The sequence below is a fragment of the Brevibacterium casei CIP 102111 genome (assembly GCF_900169275.1).
Classification (GTDB): Bacteria; Actinomycetota; Actinomycetes; order Actinomycetales; family Brevibacteriaceae; genus Brevibacterium; species Brevibacterium casei.
This window is the reverse complement of sequence record NZ_FXZC01000002.1, coordinates 198049-222869: the sequence shown is the minus strand read 5'-3', so window position 1 is coordinate 222869 and position 24821 is coordinate 198049. Positions and strand designations below refer to the sequence as shown.

At 68.4% G+C, this 24821-nt stretch carries 23 protein-coding genes; 6 read left to right on the top strand and 17 right to left on the bottom strand.

Features of this window, described 5'->3' with window-relative positions; all coding sequences use genetic code 11:
• Positions 1–151 precede the first annotated feature (151 nt).
• The 8 genes from zapE to hrcA form a co-directional block, all read right to left on the bottom strand.
• Positions 152–1165, bottom strand: a complete 1014-nt coding sequence (zapE, locus tag BC102111_RS04630) for a cell division protein ZapE (RefSeq protein WP_009377118.1) — start codon at positions 1163–1165, stop codon at positions 152–154.
• A gap of 97 nt (positions 1166–1262) precedes the next feature.
• On the bottom strand, positions 1263–2198 hold the full coding sequence (era, locus tag BC102111_RS04625; RefSeq protein ID WP_101623725.1) for a GTPase Era: 936 nt from the start codon (positions 2196–2198) through the stop codon (positions 1263–1265).
• 1 nt (position 2199) lies between these two features.
• Positions 2200–3468: a hemolysin family protein gene (locus tag BC102111_RS04620; protein WP_009377116.1), complete on the bottom strand. Its 1269-nt coding sequence runs from the start codon at positions 3466–3468 to the stop codon at positions 2200–2202.
• 3 nt (positions 3469–3471) lie between these two features.
• The gene (ybeY, locus tag BC102111_RS04615; protein WP_009377115.1) at positions 3472–3960 is read right to left on the bottom strand and encodes an rRNA maturation RNase YbeY; all 489 of its coding nucleotides are present in this window, start codon (positions 3958–3960) and stop codon (positions 3472–3474) included.
• Complete coding sequence (locus tag BC102111_RS04610) at positions 3957–4976, bottom strand: PhoH family protein (protein ID WP_101623724.1); 1020 nt, start codon at positions 4974–4976, stop codon at positions 3957–3959. The genes ybeY and BC102111_RS04610 overlap by 4 nt, the downstream gene beginning before the upstream one ends.
• 65 nt (positions 4977–5041) lie before the next feature.
• The gene (locus BC102111_RS04605) at positions 5042–5824 is read right to left on the bottom strand and encodes a 16S rRNA (uracil(1498)-N(3))-methyltransferase (protein ID WP_101623723.1); all 783 of its coding nucleotides are present in this window, start codon (positions 5822–5824) and stop codon (positions 5042–5044) included.
• The gene (gene dnaJ / locus BC102111_RS04600; protein ID WP_009377112.1) at positions 5821–6933 is read right to left on the bottom strand and encodes a molecular chaperone DnaJ; all 1113 of its coding nucleotides are present in this window, start codon (positions 6931–6933) and stop codon (positions 5821–5823) included. Before dnaJ ends, BC102111_RS04605 begins: the two co-directional genes overlap by 4 nt.
• 101 nt (positions 6934–7034) lie before the next feature.
• Positions 7035–8087: a heat-inducible transcriptional repressor HrcA gene (hrcA, locus tag BC102111_RS04595; RefSeq protein ID WP_101623722.1), complete on the bottom strand. Its 1053-nt coding sequence runs from the start codon at positions 8085–8087 to the stop codon at positions 7035–7037.
• 136 nt (positions 8088–8223) lie between these two features.
• Between hrcA and BC102111_RS04590 the strand changes: the two genes are divergently transcribed.
• Both BC102111_RS04590 and BC102111_RS04585 read left to right on the top strand, forming a co-directional pair.
• Positions 8224–9081 (top strand): DUF3097 domain-containing protein, encoded by an 858-nt coding sequence (locus tag BC102111_RS04590; protein ID WP_040341487.1) that lies wholly within the window; start codon positions 8224–8226, stop codon positions 9079–9081.
• A gap of 175 nt (positions 9082–9256) precedes the next feature.
• Entirely contained in the window at positions 9257–10054 is a 798-nt protein-coding gene (locus tag BC102111_RS04585) for a DUF4870 domain-containing protein (protein ID WP_101623721.1), read from the top strand.
• Between the two features lie 76 nt (positions 10055–10130).
• On the opposite strand, the gene BC102111_RS04580 is transcribed toward BC102111_RS04585, so the two are convergent.
• From BC102111_RS04580 to lepA, 3 genes are all read right to left on the bottom strand, one after another.
• Entirely contained in the window at positions 10131–10640 is a 510-nt protein-coding gene (locus tag BC102111_RS04580) for a hypothetical protein (RefSeq protein ID WP_101623720.1), read from the bottom strand.
• A gap of 571 nt (positions 10641–11211) precedes the next feature.
• Entirely contained in the window at positions 11212–12441 is a 1230-nt protein-coding gene (gene hemW / locus BC102111_RS04575) for a radical SAM family heme chaperone HemW (protein ID WP_101623719.1), read from the bottom strand.
• Positions 12442–14310 (bottom strand): translation elongation factor 4, encoded by a 1869-nt coding sequence (gene lepA, locus BC102111_RS04570; RefSeq protein WP_101623718.1) that lies wholly within the window; start codon positions 14308–14310, stop codon positions 12442–12444.
• 165 nt (positions 14311–14475) lie between these two features.
• On the opposite strand from lepA, the gene BC102111_RS04565 reads away from it, so the two are divergent.
• The 3 genes from BC102111_RS04565 (at position 14476) to rpsT (ending at position 16366) form a co-directional block, all read left to right on the top strand.
• Entirely contained in the window at positions 14476–15255 is a 780-nt protein-coding gene (locus BC102111_RS04565) for an endonuclease/exonuclease/phosphatase family protein (RefSeq protein ID WP_101623893.1), read from the top strand.
• Between the two features lie 38 nt (positions 15256–15293).
• Complete coding sequence (locus BC102111_RS04560; protein ID WP_101623717.1) at positions 15294–15899, top strand: type II toxin-antitoxin system PemK/MazF family toxin; 606 nt, start codon at positions 15294–15296, stop codon at positions 15897–15899.
• Between the two features lie 206 nt (positions 15900–16105).
• Positions 16106–16366 (top strand): 30S ribosomal protein S20, encoded by a 261-nt coding sequence (rpsT, locus tag BC102111_RS04555; RefSeq protein ID WP_009377103.1) that lies wholly within the window; start codon positions 16106–16108, stop codon positions 16364–16366.
• A 182-nt stretch (positions 16367–16548) separates the two neighbouring features.
• On the opposite strand, the gene holA is transcribed toward rpsT, so the two are convergent.
• The 5 genes from holA to BC102111_RS04530 form a co-directional block, all read right to left on the bottom strand.
• A complete protein-coding gene (gene holA, locus BC102111_RS04550; protein WP_101623716.1) occupies positions 16549–17532 on the bottom strand; it encodes a DNA polymerase III subunit delta in 984 nt (327 codons plus the stop codon).
• Positions 17533–17623: 91 nt separating this feature from the next.
• A complete protein-coding gene (locus tag BC102111_RS04545; protein WP_101623715.1) occupies positions 17624–19954 on the bottom strand; it encodes a ComEC/Rec2 family competence protein in 2331 nt (776 codons plus the stop codon).
• Positions 19938–20795 carry a ComEA family DNA-binding protein gene (locus BC102111_RS04540; protein WP_101623714.1) on the bottom strand — a complete coding sequence of 286 codons (858 nt, stop codon included), beginning with the start codon at positions 20793–20795 and terminating at the stop codon, positions 19938–19940. Before BC102111_RS04540 ends, BC102111_RS04545 begins: the two co-directional genes overlap by 17 nt.
• 134 nt (positions 20796–20929) lie before the next feature.
• The gene (locus BC102111_RS04535; RefSeq protein WP_101623713.1) at positions 20930–21805 is read right to left on the bottom strand and encodes a DegV family protein; all 876 of its coding nucleotides are present in this window, start codon (positions 21803–21805) and stop codon (positions 20930–20932) included.
• On the bottom strand, positions 21802–23109 hold the full coding sequence (locus tag BC102111_RS04530; protein ID WP_095375497.1) for a UDP-glucose dehydrogenase family protein: 1308 nt from the start codon (positions 23107–23109) through the stop codon (positions 21802–21804). The genes BC102111_RS04535 and BC102111_RS04530 overlap by 4 nt, the downstream gene beginning before the upstream one ends.
• Before the next feature lie 93 nt (positions 23110–23202).
• Here BC102111_RS04530 and BC102111_RS04525 point away from each other — a divergent pair, with 93 nt between their 5' ends.
• The gene (locus tag BC102111_RS04525; protein WP_095375496.1) at positions 23203–23898 is read left to right on the top strand and encodes a hypothetical protein; all 696 of its coding nucleotides are present in this window, start codon (positions 23203–23205) and stop codon (positions 23896–23898) included.
• A gap of 84 nt (positions 23899–23982) precedes the next feature.
• Here BC102111_RS04525 and nadE read toward each other — a convergent pair whose 3' ends face one another.
• Entirely contained in the window at positions 23983–24819 is an 837-nt protein-coding gene (gene nadE / locus BC102111_RS04520) for an NAD(+) synthase (RefSeq protein ID WP_095375495.1), read from the bottom strand.
• Positions 24820–24821 lie beyond the last annotated feature (2 nt).

Sequence of the window (24821 nt, the reverse complement as noted above, 5' to 3'; positions counted from 1 at the left end):
CGAGGTCGTCGACCGGAGGCGTCCGCCCTCGGACCTCCACCCAGCCCGGAATCCAACCAGAAGCGGTCGAAGAACCGAGGAGAATCGACCGATTCGGGCAGAATGCCTCGGTTCTTCGACCACAACTGGAAGTGAGGGAAGGGAGAAGGGACTACTCCGGAGAGGAGAGCGCAGTGAGGCGCGAGAGGCAGCGCATGTACTTCTTCCGGTACCCGCCGGACAGGGACTCCTCGGTGAAGACTCGGTCGAGGCGCTCACCGGAGTTGATGATGCGCACATCCCGGTCGTAGAGGCGGTCGACGAGCGCGACAAAGCGCAGCGCCACGCTCTCATTGTCGATCGTGTGGACGTTCTCCCACACGGCGGCGTCGATGCCGTCGACCATCCTCCCGTACTTCGAAGGATGGACGGTCGCGAGATGCTCGAGCAGAGTGCTGAAGTCATCGCGGGCGACCACTCCGGGCAGCTCGGCGGCAGCCGCATCGAGTTCGGCCGGCGTCAGCGGTTCAGCCGGTGCGGTGAGCCCGCGGTGCCGGTAGTCCTGACCGTCGATCCGGTAGACCTCGAACTGGTCGGCCAGGGCCTGGATCTCCCGGAGGAAGTCCTGAGCGGCGAAGCGACCCTCCCCGAGCGATCCCGGGAGGGTGTTCGAGGTCGCGATGATCTTCACCCCGGCGTCGGTGAGCTCGCGCATGAGCCGGGACATGAGCACCGTATCGCCGGGATCGTCGAGTTCGAACTCATCGACGCACACGAGCTTCATCTGCTTGAGGTCGTCACGGGCCCGGACGAAGCCGAGTGCCCCGACGAGGTTGGTGTACTCGACGAACGTGCCGAAGGTCGCCGGCTTCTCGTTCGCGTGCCACGCCGAGGCGAGAAGGTGGGTCTTGCCGACGCCGTAGCCGCCGTCGAGGTAGACGCCCTTGGGACCGTCCTTGCCCTTGGAGAAGAGCTTTCCGAAGAACCCCTTCGACCGGTCGTCGGCGACGAACTCCTCGAGCTTGGCTCGCGCTTCGGCCTGCGAGGGCTCGTTGGGGTCGGTCCGGTAGCTCGCGAACGACACGTCCTCGAACTGCGGGGGCGGGACGAGTCCGGCGATGAGTTCGTCGGGGGCGACGGTGGGATTGCGCTCGCTCAGCGAGGTGAGGGTCTGCTCGGCATTCACCCGCCCTAGTCTATTGCAGGGCACGTTCGGGCCGGCATGACCCCTGACACACCGGGCGACGGCCCGAGACAGCGACAGGCGGCCCGCGCGCCCGGCCTCAGGTGAAGTCGAAGCCGAGGCGTCCGAGCTGCTTGGGATCGCGCTGCCAGTCCTTGGCGACCTTGACGTGGAGGTCGAGGAAGACCTTCGTGCCGAGCAGCGCCTCGATGCCGCGGCGCGACTCCGAGCCGATCTCCTTGAGCCGCTTCCCGCCCTTGCCGATGATGATCGCCTTCTGACTGGGGCGTTCGACGTAGAGGTTGACGTGGACGTTCCACAGCGGGTTGTCCTCGCTGCGGCCCTCCCGCGGGTACATCTCCTCGACCTGGACGGCCAGCGAGTGCGGCAGTTCGTCGCGGACGCCTTCGAGGGCGGCCTCGCGGACGAGTTCGGCGATCATCACCTCTTCGGGTTCGTCGGTGAGCTCGCCTTCGGGGTAGAGCGGCGGGGACACCGGCAGGTAGCTCGAGAGCACCTGATCGACGGTCTCGACCTGGAAGCCGTCGACGGCGGAGACGGGGATGACGTCGGCGAAGTCGGCGAGTTCGCTCACGGCCAGGAGCGCCTCGGCGACCTTCTCCTGACTCACGGTGTCGACCTTCGTCACGAGCGCGACGATCGGGGTCCGGCCGTCGAGGAGGGCGAGCTGGGAGGCGATGTAGCGGTCGCCGGGTCCGATGGGCTCGTCGGCGGGCAGGCAGAAGCCGATGACGTCGACCTCGCTCAGGGTCGCGACGACGAGGTCGTTGAGCCGGGAGCCGAGCAGGGTCCGGGGCTTATGCAGGCCCGGGGTGTCGACGATGATGAGCTGATGGTCGTCCTCGTGGACGATCCCGCGGATCGTGTGGCGCGTCGTCTGGGGCTTCGCCGAGGTGATCGCCACCTTCTCGCCCACAAGCGCGTTCGTCAGCGTCGACTTGCCCGTGTTCGGGCGGCCGACGAAGCATGCGAAGCCCGCCCGGAAGTCCTCGGGGTAGTCCGTGCGAAAGTCCATCTCAGCTCTCTTCCTCAGGTGTGTCGACCCGTGTCACCGTGACGTGGGCGATGCGGTGGCGGCGGCCTTGGCCTTCGAGCGCGGTGAGGCGCAGACCGGCGATCTCGGCGCTCGAGCCGGCGATGGGCACGCGCCCGATGAGCTTCGTGAGCAGACCGCCGACGCTGGTGACGTCGTCGACGTCGATGCGCACGTCGAAGTACTCGGCGAAGTCGGTGATCGACATCCGCGTGCTCACGAGGTAAGTGCCGTCGTCGGCCTCGACGAGGTCCTCATCGACGGCATCGTATTCGTCGTCGATCTCGCCGACGATCTCCTCGACGATGTCCTCGATCGTCACGAGTCCCGCGGTGCCGCCGTACTCGTCGATGAGGATCGCCAGATGCGTCGACTCGATCTGCATCTGCCGCAGCAGGTCGTCGGCCGGCTTCGTCTCCGGGACGAAGAGGACGCTGCGGGCGAGCGTGTTGACCGGACGCTCGGCGTCCTCCGGATGCTGATGGAGTCGCCGGGCGACGTCCTTGAGGTAGGCGACGCCTTCGATGTCGTCGAGGTCCTCTCCGCTGATTGGGATCCGGGAGAACCCGGAGCGGAGGAAGAGGTTCATCACCTTGTTGAGCGGAGTGCCCGAGGTGACGGTGACGAGGTCGGTGCGCGGGACCATGACCTGCTTCGCCGAGGTCTCCGAGAGCATGAACACCGACTGGATCATGTCGCGTTCGCCGTCCTCGATGATGTCGGACTCGCTCGCCCTCTCGACGAGGTCGCGCAGCTGATCCGAGGTGACGAAGGGTCCGTCCTTGTAGACCTTGTCCGGGGTGAGCAGGTTGCCCAGCCACACGAGGACCTTCGTCAGGGGACGGAGGACGACGAGGAGGAAGGTGACGATCCCGCTCAGTCCCAGGCTCACTCCCAGCGAACGGCGACGCCCGATCGTGCGCGGGGAGACCCCGGCGACGACGAAGACGGCGATCGAGGAGGTGAGCACGGTGAGGACGACCATGAGCGGACCGACCGAGTAGAGCGAGTCGTAGGCCAGCGCGATGAACACGGTCGCGAGCGCCTCGAGGAAGAGGCGGACGAAGATGATGACGTTGATGTTCGTCGGCAGGTCGGCGAGGATCCGCTCGACCCGCACCGCCGAGGCCTTGCCCTCGTCCTTCGCATCCTGGATCGCGTGGTGGGAGACGCTGAGCAGCGCCGCGTCGACGGCCGCCAGCGTCGCCGAGAAGATGAGGCAGAGCAGCGCCGCGAGGAAGAACCAGAGCACGGCTCAGACCTCGGTCGGCGTCGGGATGTCCGTCCGGCCGTCGTAGCGGGCGGCGAAGAACGTCAGCAGCAGGTGGCGCTGGAGGGCGAACATCGCCTCCCGCTCCTCCGGCTCCCCGTGGTCGTAGCCGAGGAGGTGGAGGAATCCGTGGACGGTGAGGAGGAGGATCTCATCCATCGTCGAATGGCCCGCCGCTGCGGCCTGCTTCGCGGCCACGGCCGGGCAGATGATGATGTCGCCCATCTGGCCCTCGGTCGGGGCGTCGGCGCGACCCTGGCTGAGCTGGTCCATCGGGAACGACATGACGTCGGTGGGTCCCTCGAGGTCCATCCACGTGACGTGGAGTTCGGACATCGCCGCCTCGTCGACCATCGTCACCGACAGCTCCGCCCCGGGGTGCATGTGCAGGGCCTCGCCGAGGTATTCGGTCAGCGCCACGACCTCGTCGAGGTCGACCTCGTCCTCGGTCTCGTTGGCGATCTCGGTGTTCACTTCGAGTTCCCCCACAGGTCGTAGGCGTCGACGATCTTCGTCACCAGCGAATGCCGCACGACGTCCTTGCTGCCGAGCTGGCAGAAGGCGAGGTCGTCGATGTCGGCGAGGATCTTCTGGACGACCTTGAGTCCGCTCTTCGTGTTCCCGGGCAGGTCGATCTGCGAGACGTCGCCGGTGACGACCATCCGGGAGCCGAAGCCGAGCCGGGTGAGGAACATCTTCATCTGCTCGCCCGTCGTGTTCTGGGCCTCGTCGAGGACGATGAAGGCGTCATTGAGGGTGCGCCCGCGCATGTAGGCGAGCGGGGCGACCTCGATCGTGCCCGTCTCGATGAGCATCGGGATCGACTCGGGGTCGACCATGTCGTGGAGGGCGTCGTAGAGGGGGCGGACGTACGGGTCGATCTTCTCCCCCAGCGTGCCCGGAAGGAATCCGAGGCGCTCCCCGGCTTCGACGGCCGGGCGGGTGAGGATGATCCGTGAGACGTCCTTGTTCTGGAGGGCGTTGACGGCCATGGCCATCGCCAGATAGGTCTTGCCCGTGCCCGCCGGGCCGATGCCGAAGGTGATCGTGTTGTTCCGGATCGCCTTGACGTAGTCGTGCTGGCCCATCGTCTTCGGGCGGATCGACTTCCCGCGGGTCGAGAGGATGTTCGTGCCCATCACCGCCGAGGCGGCCTTGCCCTCGGAGGAGAACGAGGCGACGCGGTCGATCGTCTCCTCATCGATGCGGTGCCCCGACTGGTGGAGCTTCTTCAGCTCACCGATGACGGTGACGAACGAGCTCACCTGGTCGGGATCGCCGGCGGCCTGGAGCTGGTTGCCGCGCAGGTGGAGGTCGAGTCCGGAGAAGACCCTCTCGAGCGTGCGGAGGTTCGCCTCCCCGGGGCCGAAGAACTCGACGAGGTCGATCGAGTCCGGGATGACGAGGCGGACGGTCTCCGAGGACGCCGAGTCCGCTGCGGTCGATGAATCGGTGGAGGTGTCCAGAATGGTCCTTCGTTCGTAGGTCACTCAGGCGGAGCGTCGCGCGCTCACCCGAGGTGAGGACAGGTCAGCTTCTATCGTAGTCCGGTTCGTCACCAGCGGCCCAGGGAATTCTGCGCGAGGACGAGTCCGGCCGGTCCCGCCGAGGAGGATCGGAGGACGGTGTCGCCGAGGACGACGGTGCGCGCCCCGATCCCCTGCAGGGCCTCGAGCTCGGCCTCGGTGATCCCGCCTTCGGGACCGACGATGAGGACGATGCGCTCTGTGCTGCCCGCATCGAGGTCCCGCAGCTGCGCGGTCAGGCGGGTCGCCGCGGCCTCGTGGAGGACGAAGATCGCCTCCCCACCCGGGTCGGCTGCAGCGGAATCCCCGGTCCCCTCGCCGAGGCGGTGGGCCAGTCCCGTGCCGCGTGCGAGCTCCCCGAGGACGGGGAAGCGCGAGCGCCGCGACTGGAGGGAGGCCGCGGTGAGGAGGTTCTCCCATTTCGCGGCCATCTTCGCTGCCTTCTTCGCCGGCCAGTCGGCGATCGAGCGTTCGGCCGCCCATGGGATGACCTCGTCGACGCCGATCTCGGTGGCCGCCTCGATCGCCTGGAGGTCGCGGTCGCCCTTCGCAAGCGCCTGGACGAGGACGAGCCGAGGTCCGTGGGCGGGAGTCCGGGTGACGTCGGTGACGTCGAGGACGAGTTCGGTCGCCGAAGCGGTGCTCACGGTTCCGCGGGCGCGGACCCCGTGCCCGTCGACGACGTCGATCTCCTCGCCGGGGCCGATCCGGCGCACGCGCACCGCGTGCCCGGCGACGTCCTCACCGAGGGTGAGCGCATGACCGGGGACCGCCTCGGCGGCCTGCGGGCAATGGAAGACCGGGAGGCTCACCGACCGGCGAACTTCTCACGCATGCGAGAGAACATGCCGCGGTTCTCGGTCGTGATCTGCGCGCGCGGTGTCTCCTCGCCGCGGACCGTCGCGAGTCGAGCGAGCAGCTCCCGCTGTTCGTCGTCGAGCCTGTCGGGCGTGGTGACCTCGACGGTGATGAGGAGGTCCCCGCGGGTCTCGGTCCGCAGGCGGGTCGCGCCGAGGCCCGGAAGCCTGACGACCGTGCCCGACTGAGTGCCGGGTTCGATGTCGAGGTCCTGGGTGCCGTCGAAGGTCTCGAACGGGATGCGGGCGCCGAGCGCCGCCGCCGTCATGGGCACCGAGACGGCAGCGCGGAGGTTGTCGCCGTCGCGGCGGAAGACCTCATGGCGGGTGACCATGACCTCGACGAAGAGGTCACCGGCGGGACCGCCGCCGGGCCCGACCTCGCCCTGGGCGGAGAGCTGGATGCGCGTGCCGTCGGAGACTCCGGCGGGGATGCGGATCTTCATCGTCCGCTGCTTGCGCACGCGTCCGTCGCCCTGGCAGTTGAGGCAGGGGTGCGGGATGACGGTTCCGAAGCCGTGGCACTGGTTGCACGTCTGGTTCGTCACCATCTGACCGAGCAGGGTGCGGGTCATCCGCTGGATGCTGCCGGAGCCGTGGCACAGCGAGCACGTCTCGATCGAGGTGCCGTCCTGGGTGCCGGCGCCGCTGCACGTCTCGCACACGACCGCAGTGGTGACGTCGAGGTCGACGGTGCCGCCGAAGGCCGCGGTGCGCAGATCGATGTTGACGCCGACGAGGGCATCCTTGCCGCGCTGGGTGCGCGGGATCGGACCGCCGGCGGAGCCGCCCCCGCCGCCGAAGAAGGTCTCGAAGATGTCGCCGAAGCCGCCGAAGCCGCCGGTCGGGAAGCCCTGACCGTTCTCGCCGCCGCCCATGTCGTAGTTGCGGCGCTTCTGCGGATCGGAGAGGACCTCGTAGGCGAGTGAGATCGACTTGAATTCCTCGTCGTAGCCGGGGTTGACGTCGGGGTGGTACTTCCGGGCCAGCTTGAGGTACGACTTCTTGATCTCAGCCGCCGAAGCGTCCTTGGACACTCCGAGTGTTTCGTAGTGATCGGCCACTGAAACTTCTCTCTCCCTGATGGTGATCGTGGTGTGTGGGACTGTCTGTCAGGTGGGACTGTCTGGGGCGACGGGGTCTACGCCCGTCGGTGAGGCCTCGCCTATCCCCGTTCGAGGGCGGAGGACACGTATTTGGCGACGGCGCGCACGGCCGAGATCGTCGTCGGATAGTCCATGCGGGTCGGACCGAGCACGGCGAGGCGGGCCGAGGATCCTGCCACATGACCATATTCGGCGGCGACGACGGATGTCGAGCTGAAGGACTCGTGAGTGTTCTCACGGCCGATGCGGACACTGATCTCGGCGTGGTCCTCGGCCATCGAGGTGAGCAGCTTGAGGAGGACGACCTGCTCTTCGAAGGCTTCGAGGATCGGGGCCATCTGCTCGCCGAACTCCTTGCCCGAGCGGGCGAGGTTCGCGGTGCCGGCCATGATGATCCGCTCTTCGCGGGTCGCGGCGACAAGATCGATGACGGCGTCGCGGAGGCGGGCGAACGTCGCCTCTCCCCCTGGGACTTCGGCCATGCCCTCGGCAGGGGCGTGATCCGTCTCCGCCGCTCCGGCGGCCTCGCCGAGGTCGATGCGTGAGAGCTTCCGGCCGGCGAACTCGGCGTTGATCCGCTCACGGATGCGGGCGAGATCCTCCTCATCGACCGCCTCGGCGAGGCCGACGATCTTCTGCTCGACCTGGCCCGCGTCGGTGATGAGGACGACGAGGATCCGGCCGGCGGCGAGACCGACGACCTCGATGTGCTTGACCCTGGCCTGCGAGACCATGGGGTACTGGATGAGCGCGACCTGGTGGGTGAGCCCGGCGAGGAGGCGGACCGTGCGGTCGAGCATCCCGTCGAGGTCGGATTCGCTTTCGACGAGCTGGATGATCGCGCGGCGCTCAGCGGCGCTGAGCGGTTTGAACTCGTCGATGCGGTCGACGAACATGCGGTAGCCGAGGTCGGTGGGGATGCGCCCCGCCGAGGTGTGCGGCTGGGCGATGTATCCCTCGGCCTCGAGCTGGGCCATGTCGTTGCGGATCGTCGCGGGCGACACCCCGAGGGTGTGCCGCTGCACGATCGCCTTCGACCCCACGGGTTCGTTCGTGGCCACGAAGTCTTCGACGATCGCACGGAGCACCTGCGCGCGCCTGCTGTCGTTCATCCGACTCCTCCCCGAATTTGGCACTCGAATAGTCCGAGTGCCAATTCTACGCCTCTTCTCCTGTGAATTCACTTTCCGCCGCCCCACCCGCGGGTCAGCGCGGATCGGCCCTGCGCATTCACTACTCTGGTGGGCTGTGAATGCCTTTGATCGCTATGGTTCGGACGTGCTCTCCGGTTCGTCGCCGTCCTCGCACCGGCCCAAGAAGTCCCGCCCCGTCGAGGTCGGCCTCGGCATGGTGCTCGAAGACGCGATGAGCGGTTTCGTCGGCGCCGTCGTCGGTGCCGAGAAGACGACGGGCGGCGTCGTCGTCAAACTCGAGGACCGCCGCGGCGCCGTCCGGTCATTTCCGCTCGGCCCCGGCTTCCTCCTCGAGGGCGAGCCTGTCGACCTTCGCCTGCCCAAGCGCAAGCCGGCTGCCCCCGGTCGTACAGCCTCGGGCTCACGTGCCGTGGTCGGCGCGAAGGCGCGGGTGGCCAGGGGGTCGCGGATCTGGGTCGAGGGCAAGCACGACGCCGAGCTCGTCGAGAAGATCTGGGGCGACGACCTGCGGATCGAAGGCGTCGTCGTCGAACCCCTCGGCGGACTCGACGACGTCGCCGACAAGCTCGCGGAGTTCGGCCCCGACCGGCAGCATCGGGTCGGGATCCTCGCCGACCATCTCGTCTCCGGGACGAAGGAGTCGAAGATCGCCGAGGCGGTCCGCTCCGATCCGCGCTACCGCGACGTCGTCCACATCATCGGCCACCCGTACGTCGACATCTGGCAGGCGGTCAAGCCGCACGTCGTCGGCATCGCCGCATGGCCGACCGTCCCGCGCGGAGAGGACTGGAAGACGGGGATACTACGCCGCATCGGCTGGCCGCACGCCGATCACAAGGACGTCGCCGCCGGATGGGTGCGGATCCTCAGGTCCGTGAGCACGATCGCCGATGTCGAGCCGACGCTCTCCGGCCGGGTCGAGGAGCTCATCGACTTCGTCACCGTCGACTGAGGGGTCTGAGTTCGCTGCGGGGCTGCGTGGACTGAGGTCGCTGCGGTTTCGACTCCGAGGCAGTCGCAGGGCCCGGCTCCGAGGCAGTTGTGACGAACTTGGAACGCCGCTCCCACCCTTCGGCTGGGGCCGCTGGTCTAGGGTGGAAGTGCAGAAGCTTCTCGAAAGGACCCTCATGTCGAACTCCCCGCAGCCTCCGAACGGAGAGGCGAACCAGTCGCGTCCGATGCCGCCGAACTACACTCAGGCGTCCGGGCCCCAGCAGCCCTACAGCCAGCAGCCGCAGCAGAACTACGGTTCGCAGCAGCAGTACGGCTCCCAGCAGAACTCCGGTTCGCAGCAGGGTTACGGCCAGCAGAACTATGGCTCCCAGCAGAACCAGTACGGCAGCCAGCCGCAGAGCTACGGCGGCCAGCAGCAGTACGGTTCCCAGCAGAACTACGGCGGTCAGCAGTACGGCTCGCAGCAGGGCTATGGCCAGCAGTACGGCGGCCAGCAGAACTACGGCGTCCAGCAGTACGGCGTCCAGCCCGCGATGCACGCCAACCCCGCGATGTTCGACTCCGCCAACCTGCCCGAGTCCGCGTACGGTCCGGGCTCCGAACGCTTCTGGAACGCCACCGACTCCGAGCGGACCACCGCCCTGTGGACGAACATCGGGTCGCTCTTCGTCGGCTTCCTCCCGCTCATCATGTTCCTCGTGAAGAAGGACGAGTCGCCCTTCGTCCGCGACTACGCCCGCCAGGGCACGAACGCGTGGATCACGAACATGATCGCCACGTTCGCCGCCTCGATCGTCCTCGGCATCATCGGCACCATCCTCGCGTTCGTGACGATGGGCTTCGGATTCCTCATCGTCTACTTCGCGTTCCTCATCCCGCTCGTCTACGCGGTCATCTACATCATCGCCGCCGTGGCTGCGAACAAGGGCGAGGGCTACAAGTTCCCGCTGACGATCAACTTCATCAAGTGATCAGCTGCGGCCATTGAGCCGCCGACTCTCGGACCCGCCGTCTGCGCATCTGCGCAGGCGGCGGTCCTGTTTCGGCTCACCGTGAGAATCGCCTGTTCCGGCGGTGGACGAACCACGCCGACGAACGCGGGAGGAAGGCGAAGACAAGACTGGCCGTCGCGAAGATCTGAAACCCTGCGGTGAGAACCGGACTGAACGGAGTGAGGACGAAGAGTGAGGCGACGAGAGCGATGAGCGCCACCCATTTGGCGTGACCGCGCCCCACGAGCACTCTCCACGCATAGATGCAGAACGCCGCGATGACCACGAGCCCCACAATGATGCCGAAGGCGACGAGGGCGTCCGCCAGGCCCGTTGAGATGTCGGCAGCGGCGTTGACCGGTTCGACGCCGGTCGTGTCCCCGAGGCCGCGCAGCATCCAGCCGAACGACCTCAGTGTGCGTCCACCGGTGACTGCCATCGAGATGATCGCGAGGACGATGAACAACGGCGCGATGAGCCCGAGGACAGCAGCGGTGCGGATCTCCCACGGCCGACTCGGGCGGCCGTGCCCCTCGCCGGGAAGTCGACTCGAGACCGCATACATGTCCCTGCCGTGACGCCATGCGGTCGTCGAGGCCGCCGCAGTCGTGTGTGCCGCGGCGCGTCCTTTCGCTGCCGCCGCCCGTGAAGCGCTTCCCGCCGCCGCGCGTCCCCGCTTCCAGAGGTCGGACCGTTGCACGGACTCAGCAGCCGTCGCCGCTGCGCCCACGGCATCTCTGCCCAGACGCCTGAGGTCCGCCGTCCCCGACGGCCGCCGGGACGAGTGCCGCCGGGGTCTCGAGCGCGGAGGCGGCCCGGATGCCTGCGGCGGGAGGTAAGACGGAGGCGGTGCTGGCGACTCCGGAACAGGCGGCTGGCCTCCACGCGGATCAACGCCGGGCGGGCGGGAATCAGAACCCCGGTCCGCATTCGCTCCAGGCACAGCAGAGTCCTGTCGGCCGTGTCGGTCATCTTCGGGCTGAGGGTTCGACATCGTCCACCTCGCTTGCTCCGCACCGTCGGGGTTCCACGAAAGGTACACCACATCATCCACGATAGGTGTAGTCAGTCTAGCAGGAGCCCTCCGACGAACGCAGGCCGTTTCCGCACGTCATCGTCGGGCGTCATGGTGGGCGTCACCGTACGTAGTCGGTGAGCACCCTGACCATATGGTCGGCCATGAGCCGGCCCTGGAGCGTCGGGGAGAACCGGCCGTCGGCGACCGCCTCGGCGTCGAGAAGTCCCTGCTTGACGAAGGTGCGGATCGCCGCCTCGCTGCCGAGGCCCAGCGAATCGAGGGGCAGCTCGGAGTCGATGCGGGCGGCGAGCATGATCCGCTCGATCTCGCGCGTCGTCTCCGAGAGCACCTCCCGTCCGATCGCCGGGGAGTGACCGGCGAGGAGCCTGTCCGACCAGGCGCGGGGATGCTTGGCGTTCCAGAACCGGACTCCCCCGACGTGGGAGTGCGCACCCGGGCCGAAGCCCCACCAGTCGGCATTGCGCCAATACGCCATGTTGTGCTCACAGCGGGTGTCCGGGTTCTTCGACCAGTTGCTCACCTCGTACCAGCGCAGACCGGCAGCGGCCATGGCCGCATCGGCGATCTCGTACTTGTCGGCAAGGTCATCCTCATCGGGCATGGGCAGCTGCCCGCGACGAACCATCGCCCCCATCTTCGTGCCCGGCTCGACGATGAGCGAGTACGCGGAGATGTGGTCGACGTCATTGGCCAGCGCCGAGTCGAGGGAGGCACGCCAGTCGTCGATCGACTCCCCCGGTGTGCCGTAGATGAGGTCGAGGCTGAGCTCGAGCCCGGCCTCCTTGACCCAACGCGCGACATCCGGGATCTTCAGCGGATCGTGCGTGCGATCGAGGGTTGCGAGCACGTGCGGGACCGCCGACTGCATGCCCACGGAGATGCGGGTGAAGCCGGCGGCGGCCAGCGTGTCGAGATAGGCGGGACTGAGGGTGTCCGGGTTCGCCTCGGTCGTCACCTCGACATCGGAGGCCAGCCGGTAGCGGGAGCGGATGTCGGAAACGACACCGGCGAGCACCTCGGCGGGGAGGATCGTCGGGGTGCCCCCGCCGAAGAAGATCGTCCCGACCTCACGATTGCCCGCCCCCACCTCAGCGAGGACACGGGTCGAGAGATCGAGCTCCCGGGAGATCATCTCCCGGTAGTCGTCGCGGTTGGCACCCGGTCCGAGTTCGTCGGCGGTGTAGGTGTTGAAGTCGCAGTAGCCGCAGCGCACGCGGCAGTAGGGTACGTGGACGTAGAGGCTCAGCCGCTCACCGTTCCCGGTCCCCGCCGAGGCGGGAAGGGAGCCGTCGAGCGGTGGGGTCTCACCGATCGGCTGTTCCGGCACCTACTTCTTGGCGTCCTTCTTGTCCGGCTCGTCCGAGGACAGGGCCGCGATGAAGGCCTCCTGCGGCACCTCGACGCTGCCGACCATCTTCATCCGCTTCTTGCCCTCCTTCTGCTTCTCGAGCAGCTTGCGCTTGCGGCTGATGTCGCCGCCGTAGCACTTCGAGAGCACGTCCTTGCGGATCGCGCGGATGGTCTCACGGGCGATGATGCGCGAGCCGATGGCGGCCTGGATGGGGACCTCGAACTGCTGGCGCGGGATGAGTCCGCGCAGCTTGCCGGCCATGAGCACCCCGTACGAGTACGCCTTGTCGCGGTGGACGATCGCGGAGAACGCGTCGACCTGATCGCCGTGGAGGAGGATGTCGACCTTGACGAGGTCGGCGCCGTCCATGCCGTCGTCGGCGTAGTCGAGGGAGGCGTAGCCTTTCGTCCGGGACTTGAGCTGGTCGAAGAAATCGAAGACGATCTCGGCAAGCGGCAGGCGGTAGCGGATCTCGACGCGGTCCGAGGACAGGTAGTCCATGCCCTGGAGCTTGCCGCGGCGGTCCTGGCAGAGTTCCATGACCGCGCCGATGCAGTCGCTCGGGGTGAGGATCGTCGCCTTGACCATCGGCTCGCGGACCTCGCGGATCTTGCCGGTCGGGAACTCCGAGGGGTTCGTCACGACGACCTCGGACCGGTCCTCGAGAGTGACGTCGTAGATGACGCTCGGGGCGGTCGAGATGAGGTCGAGGTCGAATTCGCGCTCGAGGCGCTCCCGGACGATCTCGAGGTGGAGGAGGCCCAAGAACCCACACCGGAAGCCGAAGCCGAGCGCCGTCGAGTTCTCCGGTTCGTAGACGAGGGCGGCGTCGTTGAGCTTGAGCTTGTCGAGGGCGTCGCGCAGCGCCGGGTAGTCGGAGCCGTCGATGGGGAAGAGCCCGGAGAAGACCATCGGCTTGGGCTCTTCGTAGCCGGCCAGGGGCTCCTCGGCCGGGGCTGCGGTCGCGGTGACCGTGTCGCCGACCTTCGACTGGCGGACGTCCTTGACACCGGTGATGAGGTAGCCGACCTCGCCGACGCCGAGTCCCTTCGTCGCGATCGGCTCCGGGGAGGACACACCGATCTCGAGGAGTTCGTGAGTCGTGCCCGTCGACATCATCGTCACCTTCTGCCTCGGCGACAGTGCGCCGTCGACGACGCGGACGTAGGTGACGACACCCCGGTAGGTGTCGTAGACGGAGTCGAAGATCATCGCCCGCGCCGGCGCATCGGCGTCGCCGACGGGCGCGGGGATGTCGGTGATGATCCGGTCGAGGACGCCTTCGACGCCCTCACCGGTCTTCCCGGAGACCCGCAGGACGTCGTCGGGGTCGACGCCGATGAGGTTCGCAAGCTCCTCGGCGTACTTGTCCGGCTGCGCGGCCGGCAGGTCGATCTTGTTGAGCACCGGGATGATCGTCAGCTCGTTCTCCATCGCGAGGTAGAGGTTCGCGAGCGTCTGGGCCTCGATGCCCTGCGCGGAGTCGACGAGGAGGAGCGCGCCCTCACAGGCGGCGAGCGACCGGGAGACCTCGTAGCTGAAGTCGACGTGGCCGGGGGTGTCGATCATGTTGAGTGCGTACGGGGTGCCGTCGGTCTCCCACGGCATGCGCACGGCCTGGGATTTGATGGTGATGCCGCGTTCGCGTTCGATGTCCATCCGGTCGAGGTACTGCGCGCGCATGTCGCGCGGCTGGACGACGCCGGTGATCTGGAGCATCCGGTCGGCGAGCGTCGACTTCCCGTGGTCGATGTGGGCGATGATGCAGAAATTGCGGATCAGCTCGGGTGAGGTCGCGGACGGTGTGATCCGCTGGAGTGCTTGTGGCGACACCTGAGGTGACATGAACGCCCTTTCTTCAATTCGTGCGAACCTCCATTGTTCCACGACTCGGCCTCCCGGCCGGAATCCGCGGTCGCCCCACTCACCTGCCCGGTCGCGCTGGTCCGGCGAGGGGAAATCGCTGCGGATATCCCCGCGATCGCGGTCGAGGTCCGCGATGATGGTCTCATGAGCGACTTCACCGTTATGAGCTTCAATCTCCGCTACCCCGCGATGGACGGGCATCCCGTCGCCGAGCGTCTGCCGGTCGCCGCCGAGCTCATCGCCGCCGCCCACCCGCACCTCATCGGCACGCAGGAGGGTGAGCTCGATCAGCTCGAGAAGCTCATCGAGCTGCTGCCCGATGAGTACATCTGGCTCGGCGAGGGGCATTCGGGCGGCAATGCCGGGGAATTCACCGCGATCATCTGCGACTCTTCCCGCTTCGAAGTCGAGACCGTCGACATCAGCTGGCTCTCCGAGACCCCGGAGACCGTCGCCTCCGAATCGTGGGGCGTCTCCCATGCCCGGACCCTGACGACCGTCGACTTCACCGACCTCGAGTCCGGACGCAGGCTGCGCCTGCTCAACACCCACCTCGACCACAAGTCCGAGCGTGCGCGGCTGGAGTCGGCGAAGATCATGGCGGAGACCATCGCCGAGGTGGCCGTCCCCTGTGTCATCACCGGTGACTTCAACGTCGCCACCGGTGCCCCGGTGTATGAGTACTTCACCTCCGAGCTCGGCCTCACCGACACCGCAGTGGCAGCACCCGGGGAGGACATCGGCACCTTCCACCGCTACAAGGGACCGAAGGCCGGGGAACCGCGCATCGACTGGATCCTCACGACGAAGGGACTCGAGACCGTCTCGACCCGCATCGACACGTTCAACGTCGACGGCACCTACCCGTCCGACCATTTCCCCGTCGAGGCGACCCTGCGCTGGGCCGACGACGTCGTCGCCTGAGCGGTCCCTGCGGCCCATCGTCCACTAGGCTGGGCGGCATGAGCTGGAGATCAATCGTCAACCGTGCCGTGCAGATCGGTGTCCGCGAGGGCATGAAATACCTCAGGCAGTCGCAGAGCAGGCGGTCGCAGGACGGCGCCGACGGCAGCCGGGGGGCCGATCGCCGCCCGGGACCCCGTCCGCAGGGGCAGGGGCCGACCGGGAACGCGAGGACCACCTCGACGAGGGATGACCGTCCGGGAACGGGCTACCCGGGTGACTACCGGGGATCGGTCACCGTCGTCTACTCCCCCGATCTCGACGGCGACGCCGATCCCGGCGAGGTCGTGTGGGGGTGGATCCCATTCGAGGAGGATCACACGAAGGGCAAGGACCGCCCGTCGCTCGTCATCGGCAAGGACGGGGCGTGGGTCCTCGTCCTCATGCTCACGAGCAAGGACCACATTCCCGGCGGGATCGGCGAGGTCCGCACGGATGGCAGCGCCCGGTGGATGAATATCGGCAGCGGCGCCTGGGATTCGCAGGGACGCCCCTCGGAGGTCCGCCTCGACCGGATCATCCGCCTCGATCCGCGCAGCATCCGCCGCGAGGGCGCGGTCATGGACCGGTCGGTCTTCGACCTCGTCGCAGCCGAATTCTCCTGACGCGGGGACCGGGTCGGGGATTTCCGCCGGGCGGAGCCAGCCTGTATCATTGTCAACTGTGTCTTCATCATGGCGTGTGTCTCGCCGAGGTCGGGTGAAGATGCCATCCGATGCGATTTCGTCAGAGTGTTTCCCCGCCGAGACGAAGGCTGTCGCGCGGATGCGCCCTCACGACCATGTAGTACTAACACGGAAGAGTGTTGAAATTGGCTAATATCAAGTCCCAGATGAAGCGGATCAAGACCAACGAGAAGGCTCGCCTGCGCAACAAGGCAGTACGTACCGAGGTTCGTGGCCTCGTCCGCAACGTCCGTGAGAGCATCGCTGCCGGCAACAAGGACGAGGCACAGCAGGCTTATGCTGTGGCCGCCCGCAAGCTCGACAAGGCTGTCTCGAAGGGTGTTCTGCACAAGAACAACGCTGCGAACCGCAAGTCGAAGCTCGCCAAGCAGATCAACGCTCTCTGAGTCGCTGACTGAGGTTTGCCTGAAGGGGCCCGATCCGCACTGCGGATCGGGCCCCTTCGTCTGTCCGGGCGGTCCCTTCCGCAGGGCAGCGACTCGGCGCCGGACCTCCCGCGCTCGACTCAGCGCGTGCGGCGAGCTGGCGCACGACTCAGCCGGCGCGTGTGGGCGAGCTGGCACCCGGCTCAGCGGGTGCGGGCGAGGCGGCAGACCTCCGAGACGAAGGTCTCGACGGCGTAGACGGGATCCCGGCCTCCGCCTTTGACCGCTTCGTCGGCCTCGGCGGCGGCGATGAGCGACTGACCGAGCGCGACCTCGTTCCAGCGCCGGACCTCGCGCCGGGCGCGATCGACCTGCCAAGGGGCCATCTTCAGTTCGGCCGCGAGCTCACCGCTCGATCCGGAGAAGCCCTGCACCTTCGCCATGCCGCGGAGCTTCATCGCCACAGCCGCGACGAGCGGGACCGGATCCGATCCCGTCGACAGCGCGTGCCGGAGAAGGCTGAGTGCGCTCTTGGCGTCGCCGGAGACGGCCGCGTCGGCGACCTTGAACCCGGTCGCTTCGACCCGCCCGCCGTAGTAGCGGTCGACGATCTCTGCGGTGATCGTGCCCTCGGTGTCCTCGATGAGCTGGTCGACACCGGCGTTGAGCTCGGCGAGGTCGGAGCCGAGGGCGGCCATGAGCGAGGCCATCCCCGCATCGTCGATCTGACGCTTCGCGGCCTTGAGCTTCGTCTGGGCGAACTTCGCGCGGTCGCTCTCGTTCTTCAGCGCCGCCGCGTCGATGCGGGGGAAGCCGGCGGCATCGAGCTTCTTCACGAGCTTCGCCCCGCGGTTGCCGCCACCGTGGAGGAGAAGGACGACAGCGTCGTCATTGGGTTCGTCGAGGTAGGCGAGGGCGTCCTCGAGGAACGCCTCCGAGCACTTCTCGACGGCGTCGACGACGATGAGCTTCGCGCTGGAGAACAGCGACGGCGAGGCGGCCATCTCGAGCTCCCCGCCCTGGTAGGCGGCGGCATCGAACTCGACCTCTTCGGGTGACTTCTTCCGGGCAGCGGAGACGATGCGGTCCTTGGCCATCCGGATGAGCACGGATTCGCCGCCGGAGATCATCACGACGGGCGCGGGCTTCGCCGAGCTCCACGGGATGAGGGTCTTCTTCGCTGCCATGCTCCCAAGCCTATCGTCCGCCGCGGACACGGCTGACACAGCTCACCACCGTCCGCCGCCGACACCGTTCAGCGGCCGCCGCCGACACGGCTCAGCGGTCGCAGCTGCGTGCGGTGCTGTATCGGCCGCCTGAGTAGAGGGCGATCGTCCCGCACCGGTCGGTGCGCAGCACCGGAATCGGACCGAAGGCGCGCAGGGACTCCTCCGTCGGGTGACCGTAGCGGTTCTCCCCGACGGAGACCGTGCCGAGGCGGGCCCCGGCGGCGCGATAGAACTCCGGGGAGAGGTCTCCTGACCCGTGGTGCGGCGCGATGAGGACGTCGACCGGTCGCAGGCTCTGGGCGAGGACGTACTGCTCCTCCTCGCCGATGTCGCCGGGGATGAGCACGCTCAGCCCGTCGAGGTCGATGCGTAGCACGAGGGAGTTCTCGTTGCGCGCCGCTGTGCCCGACTCGGCGTCCTTGCCGGGCGGGTCCGCAACGGCCGAGGGATCCGGTAACCTCCCAGGACCGCTGTCCAAGTAGGCCGTTGCGCCCGCCGCCGCGGCCGGCGGCCAGAGGACCTCGATGCCGACCCCGCCGACATCGGTGCGACTCCCCCGGGAGAGTCCGATCACCTCGGCGCCGGCGTCCGCGACGATCCGGGCGACCTCCGGACCGTTCGCGACGGTCTCCGAGACCCAGAGCCGACCGATGTCACGCGACCACGTCGTCCCCGCGTACCCGCCGCTGTGGTCGGCGTCGAAATGCGAGATCGCGAGATCGAGCCGGTCGATGCCGGCATCGTCGAGGCAGGCATCGATCGGCACCGGGTCCTTCCCGGCGTCGACGACGAGGCCCGCCCCGTTGCCGAGGTTGATCACGGTCGCCGACCCCTGACCGACATCGCAGACGAGCACGAGCCAATCCCGCGCCGGTCCCCGCGGACTGCCGGCGACGACGGCGGCCGCTCCGAGGGCGATGACGAGGACGATGACGGGGATTCCCCACAGGCGTCTGCGCACGAGTAGGACGATGCCGATCGTCAGCCCGGCGAGGAGGACGAGGGCGACGATCGATCCGAGGGGAGGCTCCGGCCACGACAGGGAAGCGCCGGGCAGGCGGGCGCAGACGCGGGCGACAGCGACGATCCACCACGCAAACAGGGAGCCGAGCCACGCCGTGAGTTCGGCGGCGAAGCCCATGACCGGAACGCCGAGGAGGCTGAGGCCGCCGGTGAGGAGGGAGAGGAACCCGGTGATCGTCGCAGGCAGCACTGCGGGGCTCGCGAGGGCGTTCGCGACGACCGACCACCCTCCGAGGCGCGGGTCGATGGCGACGAGCACGGGCGTGCAGGCCAGCTGCGCGACGAGCGGGACGAGGAGGGCGGTGAGCAGCACGCTCGGGGCGCGCGGCCAGCGCACGTTGAGGCGTCTGAGCAGGATCGGGACGGCGAACATGATCGCGGTCGTCGAGATCACAGAGAGGACGAAGCCCACCGAGGACGCGAGCATCGGCAGACCGGTGAGGAGCAGGCTGACGGTGCCGGCGATGACGGCGACCGGAGAGATCCCACCCCCGCGGAGGAAGACGACAGCGACGGCGATCGCCATCCCCGCCGCTCTGATCGCGCTCGGTTCGACGCCGACGATGAAAACGTAGCCGAGGCACGTGAGCACCCCGACGGTCACCCGCGTGCGCGGTCCGGCACGGCAGGCACCGGCGAGGAGTCCCGCGCCGAGGCTGACGATCGTCACGTTCGTGCCCGAGACGGCGGAGAGGTGCGTGAGGGAGACGATGCGCATGTCCTCGACCATCTGCGCATCCTGCGGGCCCGTGTCGCCGACGACGAGGCCGGGCAGGAGCGCTCCCCCGTCGTGGCCGACGGCCAGGGAGTCCGCTCGGAACCGTTCCCGCAGTTCGGCCCGCCACCGCCACACGCGGTTCGGGGCCCGGATGACGGCCGGCTCCGCTTCGGAGACGCGGATCCGGTCGAGGCGTTCGGTGCGCATGACGACGCGCGAGCCGGCGGCGGGGGTGCCTGGGGCGAGGACTTCGGCGAATCCGCCCGGGGTGATCAGGGTCAGTCGTGACCACCCGGAGGGGCCGGGCGTCGTCGTACCGACGACGATCCCCTCGGTGTCCGTGGGTCCGTCGGGGCCGCGCGCAGCGGCGAGCGTGAGGACCTGGACCGAGGCGAGGCACGCGAAGACGATGAGTCCCACGCCGAGGTGGTGACGCGGCCTCAGGAGCGCGAATCCGACCGCGCCGATCACGACGGCGAACCCGAGCACCCACGGTCCCGGCGCGAGGAGGGCGAGTGCCCACAGCCCCGCCGCGCAGGCGACGAGGCGCACCGATCCCGGCCACAGGGTCGCCGTGGTCCGCGTCCAGTCGACGACGGTGCGACGCAGCCCTGCCCTCGGCTCACCCGACCGTGACAAGGTCCTTGAGGCTTTCGAAGGTCTTCGGCCCGATGCGTTTGACGAGGAGGAGGTCCTCGACGCTGGTGAACGGCGTCGCCTCGCGGTGGGCGATGATCGCCTCGGCGGTGACGGGGCCGACTCCGGGCAGGGTCTGCAGGGTCGTCGAATCCGCCGTGTTGAGGTCGATCTTCGCGCCGGTCCCGCTGCCCGAGGCATCGGCGCCTCCCCCGCTGCCAGGCGAGCCTGAGCCCGACGAGTCGGCGCCCGACCCCGAGCCGTCAGCGCCCGAAGGAGCAGGAGCCGTCGGCGCCGAGGCGGGAGGGTCCTCCCCGACTGCGGGGATCCGGATCTGCTCGCCGTCTGTGACGATGCGGGCGAGGTTGACCGCCTCGGCGTCGGCATCGGCCGTCAGGCCCCCGGCGGCATCGACGGCGTCACGGACGCGTGAACCGCCGGCCAAGGTGACGACGGAGGGATTCTCGACCTCCCCGGTGACGTGGACGACGACCTCGGCCGCGGGGTCGGCCCCGGGTGACGCACCACCCGTCTCACCGGCTGCACCCTGCCCGCCCGGTGCAGCGTCGCCCGCCCCTGGTGCCGGAGCGTCTTTCGCCGCGGGTGCCGGGGCGCTCGGCGCCTGTTCGGTGTCGGCCGGTCGGAGCACCCAGTACGCGAGGACGAGGACGGCGATCGTCGCCACGGCCAGCGCGATGAGAACCGGGAGGCGGACGCGGCGGGGTTCGACGGGCTCCGCGTCGCCGGCGGTGTCGCTCGTGACGACATCGCCGGGCACCAAGCCGCCGCGTTCCGCGCTCGACGTGAGGAGGCCGGCAAACCGGTCGTCAGGGGACACAGCCATGCGCGCACGCTACGGCTCGAACCCGCCACGAGACCAGGACGTCGACAATGCCTGTGGACGGAGGCTGAGCGTCCACAGGCCGTGAGCGCACGAGTGGGGCGAGCGTGCACAGAAAAATGCGCACGAGTGAGGAGTCAGGGCGTCGTCTGGATCGTGATGCCGAGGGCGCCGGGGCCGACATGGGCGGTGATGATCGGTGAGAGGGTGCGGAAGCTCGTCGTCAGCCCCCGCTCGGCGAGCTTCTCGGTGAGAGCGACGACGTCCGCATCATCAGGATGACCGTCGGCCTGCTGGACCTCGATCTCGAGCGGCCGGTCGTCCTCGCTCAGGGATGCGGCCGCCTCGGCGGCGATGAGACTCATCCGCTCGAGCGCCTTCGCGCGCGTGCGCACCCGGGCGATCGGGGTGACGACCCCGCCGGTCAGCCCGAGCACGGGAACGATCTGCAGGGCGCGACCGAGCAGCGAGGACGCGGCGCCGATGCGCCCGCCCCGGCGCAGATGCTCGAGGCTCTGCGGGGCGAAGACCGTCGTCGTCTCTCCGGCGCACCAGTCGGCGACGGTCCCGGCGATCGAGGCGACGTCCTCACCGCGGGCGATCCCTGCCGCGGCCACCTCGACGGCCCCGGCCAGTCCCGCCGAGGTGGTGCGGGAGTCGACGACGTCGATGAGCACGGGCTGGTCGGCCGCTGCGCTCACCGCGGAGTCCCGGGTGCCCGAGAGCTCGCCGGACATCGTGACGACGACGATCGCCTCGGCGCCGTGGTCGATGAGGTCGGAGTAGGCGGCGGCGAACTGGCCGGGGGTGGCCATCGACGTGCTCACCTCGGTGCCGGCGTCCATCTCCCGGCAGAGCACGTCGACGTCGAGGTCGCCGTCGGTGAAGGACTCGCCGCCGATGATCACGGTGAGCGGGACGATGCGGAAGAGCCCGCCGGTGGTCTCGTCGAGCCGGGCGATCTCGTCCTCACGCAGCTGCGCCGTCGAGTCGGTGACGAGACCGATCCTCATGGGCGCCCCAGCGCCCGATACGTCCACCCCGCCGCGCGCCACTGCTGCGGATCGAGGACGTTGCGCCCGTCGACGAGGACCGTGTTCGCCACCAGGCCCGCCACCTGGGCCGGGTCGAGGTCGCGGTACTCGCTCCACTCGGTGAGCAGGAGCACCGCATCGGCCCCCGTGAGCGCCTCGGTGGTGTCTGTGACGAAGTTGAGCTCCGGGAACGCCCGGGAGGCGTTGTCGACAGCCTCGGGATCGGTGACGGTGACGACACCGCCCTGCGTTCCGATGAGACGGGCGACGGCCAGGGCCGGCGAGTCCCGGACATCGTCGCTGTCGGGTTTGAACGCCGCACCGAGGATCGTGATCCTCTTGCCGATGAACGACCCGCCGAGGGCATCGCGGGCGATGTCGACCATCCGCACCCGCCGACGCATGTTGATCGAGTCGATCTCCCTGAGGAACGCCACCGCCTGATCGGCACCGAGCTCACCGGCACGGGCCATGAACGCGCGGATGTCCTTGGGCAGGCACCCGCCGCCGAAGCCGAGACCCGCGTTGAGGAACTTCCGACCGATCCGGTCATCCATCCCGATCGCATCGGCAAGGAGCGTGACATCGGCACCGGAGGTCTCGCAGAGTTCGGCCATCGCGTTGATGAACGAGATCTTCGTGGCAAGGAACGAGTTCGCCGCGGTCTTGACGAGCTCGGCGGTCGCGAAGTCGGCGACCAGGCGCGGAGTGTCGGCTTCGAGCATCGAGGCGTAGACCTCGTCGAGGGCCTCAGTGGCCGTCTCCCCGGCTTGCCCGTCGGCGACACCGTAGACGAGACGGTTCGGGTGGAGCGTGTCCTCGACGGCGTGGCCCTCGCGGAGGAACTCGGGGTTCCACATGAGGACTCCCCCGGCGGGTTCGACGAGTCCGGCGAGGCGACCGGCAGTGCCCACGGGCACCGTAGACTTGCCGACGACGACCGCCCCGGGCTGCAGGTGCGGCAGCAGCGCATCCACAGCCGCATCGACATAGGTGACGTCGGCGGCGAACTCGCCGGGCTTCTGCGGGGTGCCCACGCACACGAAGTGCACGCGCGCCTCGGCGGCATCGGCGATGTCGGTGGTGAAGTCGAGGCTGCCCTTGTCCTGGGCTTCGAGCAACAGGTCGGCGAGGCCGGGTTCGAAGAACGGGGGCCTGCCCTCGCGCAGGGCGCTGACCTTGGCCTCGTCGACATCGACGCCGACGACCTCATGGCCCAGCGACGCCATCGCGGCCGCGTGCACGGCTCCCAGGTACCCACAACCGATGACCGAAACCTTCACCCGCACACTCCCGTTCGAACCGAGCAATTTCACGCACACTATATGTCACCTGCTTGCACGATATCTGGAGGCGGAAACAGTACGCTTGGATTCGTGAAGCGTTTCCTCGATTTCCTCACCAATTCGACGGCAGCGGTGGCACTCGCGGCCATCGTCGTCGTCGGACTCGTCCTCTTCCTCATCCCCCCGCTCCACCCCTTCGCGTGGGTGATCGGCATCGTCGTCTGCCTCGGTGCGGCGGCGGCCCTGCTCATCTTCCACGGCGAATGGCGGAGGGCCCAGTCCCAGATCGATGCCCTGCGCCAGAGTCTGAGCACCGAACGCGGACGCCTCGACGCGGTGGGGCTCACCCCCGTCGACGAGGAGGTCGCCCAGATCCCCGACGAGACGCGGGCGCAGCGCATCCTCACCCTCCTACCCGACGAGGGCGGCCTCGTCCAGTCCCTGCGTCTCGATGCGACCTTCGGCACGCTTGCCGTCGACGAGTTGGCCCCCCTGCACACCTTCCGCGAGGAGTTCGCGAAGTCGAGCTTCGACAATCCCCGCTCGCACACCGCGTTCATGAACCTCTACCGCGCCGCCGAGGCGCTGTCGATCTGGGTGAACGAGGAGACGCGGACGCTCAGCGACGACGACGCGAAGCGCGAGATCCGCCCCGGTGACACCCGCGAGGGCGGCTGGCGCGAGTACACCGAGGCCCGCAGCCGCGGCGAGAGCCTCGGGGACCGCTTCGTCTCCGCCCGCTGGGAGTTCAAGCAGACCGCGCTCGAACTCGGCCTCGTCGCCTGAACCCAAGGCAGACGCACAGAGACCCCGACCGGATGGTCGGGGTCTCGTCGTTCGCTCACTGATCCTCGGGACGATCGCCGTCCCTCAGTGCCGGATCCACCAGTCGTCGGTCGGGGTGACCGGGGTGCGGCGCTTGTGCTCGGTCGCGCGGTAGCGTTCGATGATCGTTGTCGCGACCGCATCGTCGACCTCCCGGCCCTCGAGGAAGTCGTCGATCTGCTCGTAGGTGAGCCCGAGAGACGACTCATCGGTCTGACCCGGCGCCTCGTCGAGAAGGTCGGCCGTCGGGGTCTTCGTCGTCAGGTGCTCAGGCGCGCCGAGGTGGCGCAGCAGGGCCCGGCCCTGCCGTTTGCTCAGCCCGGAGAGCGGGATGACGTCGGCGGCACCGTCGCCGAACTTCGTGAAGAAACCGGTGACCGCCTCGGCGGCATGATCGGTGCCGACGACGAGGAGCCGCTTCTCCCCGGCGATCTCGAACTGAGCCGTCATCCGCATCCGCGCCTTGACGTTGCCCTTGCCGAAGTCGGAGATCGCCTCCCCCATCGCCGCACGGTACTCCTCGGCGGCGGCGTCGGTGGCGGCGCCGATGTTGAAGACGACCTCGTGGTCGGCATCGATGAACTTCAGCGCGTCCTGCGCATCGGACTCATCGGCTTGGACGCGGTACGGCAGGCGCACCGCCCAGAACTCGGCGTCGGCACCGCGCCGGCGCAGGTCCTCGACCGCGAGCTGGCACAGCCGACCGGCCAGGGTCGAGTCCTGGCCTCCGCTGATGCCGAGGACGAGGCCGCGCACTCCCGTGGTCAGCACGTAGTCGACGAGGAAGTCGACCCGCTTCTTCACTTCGGTCGCCGGGTCGATCTCCGGGCGCACGCCGAGGGTGCTGCGGATCTCGTCCTGGACGGCGTCGTGTGTGCTCATGA

Coding starts and splice junctions, on each gene's coding strand:
- nadE (WP_095375495.1), bottom strand. CDS start 24,819: ATGAGCACACACGACGCCGTCCAGGACGAGATCCGCAGCACCCTCGGC.
- BC102111_RS04585 (WP_101623721.1), top strand. CDS start 9,257: ATGTCGAACTCCCCGCAGCCTCCGAACGGAGAGGCGAACCAGTCGCGT.
- BC102111_RS04580 (WP_101623720.1), bottom strand. CDS start 10,640: ATGTATGCGGTCTCGAGTCGACTTCCCGGCGAGGGGCACGGCCGCCCG.
- BC102111_RS04535 (WP_101623713.1), bottom strand. CDS start 21,805: ATGAGGATCGGTCTCGTCACCGACTCGACGGCGCAGCTGCGTGAGGAC.
- lepA (WP_101623718.1), bottom strand. CDS start 14,310: ATGTCACCTCAGGTGTCGCCACAAGCACTCCAGCGGATCACACCGTCC.
- BC102111_RS04560 (WP_101623717.1), top strand. CDS start 15,294: ATGAGCTGGAGATCAATCGTCAACCGTGCCGTGCAGATCGGTGTCCGC.
- holA (WP_101623716.1), bottom strand. CDS start 17,532: ATGGCAGCGAAGAAGACCCTCATCCCGTGGAGCTCGGCGAAGCCCGCG.
- BC102111_RS04540 (WP_101623714.1), bottom strand. CDS start 20,795: ATGGCTGTGTCCCCTGACGACCGGTTTGCCGGCCTCCTCACGTCGAGC.
- hrcA (WP_101623722.1), bottom strand. CDS start 8,087: ATGAACGACAGCAGGCGCGCGCAGGTGCTCCGTGCGATCGTCGAAGAC.
- BC102111_RS04565 (WP_101623893.1), top strand. CDS start 14,476: ATGAGCGACTTCACCGTTATGAGCTTCAATCTCCGCTACCCCGCGATG.
- era (WP_101623725.1), bottom strand. CDS start 2,198: ATGGACTTTCGCACGGACTACCCCGAGGACTTCCGGGCGGGCTTCGCA.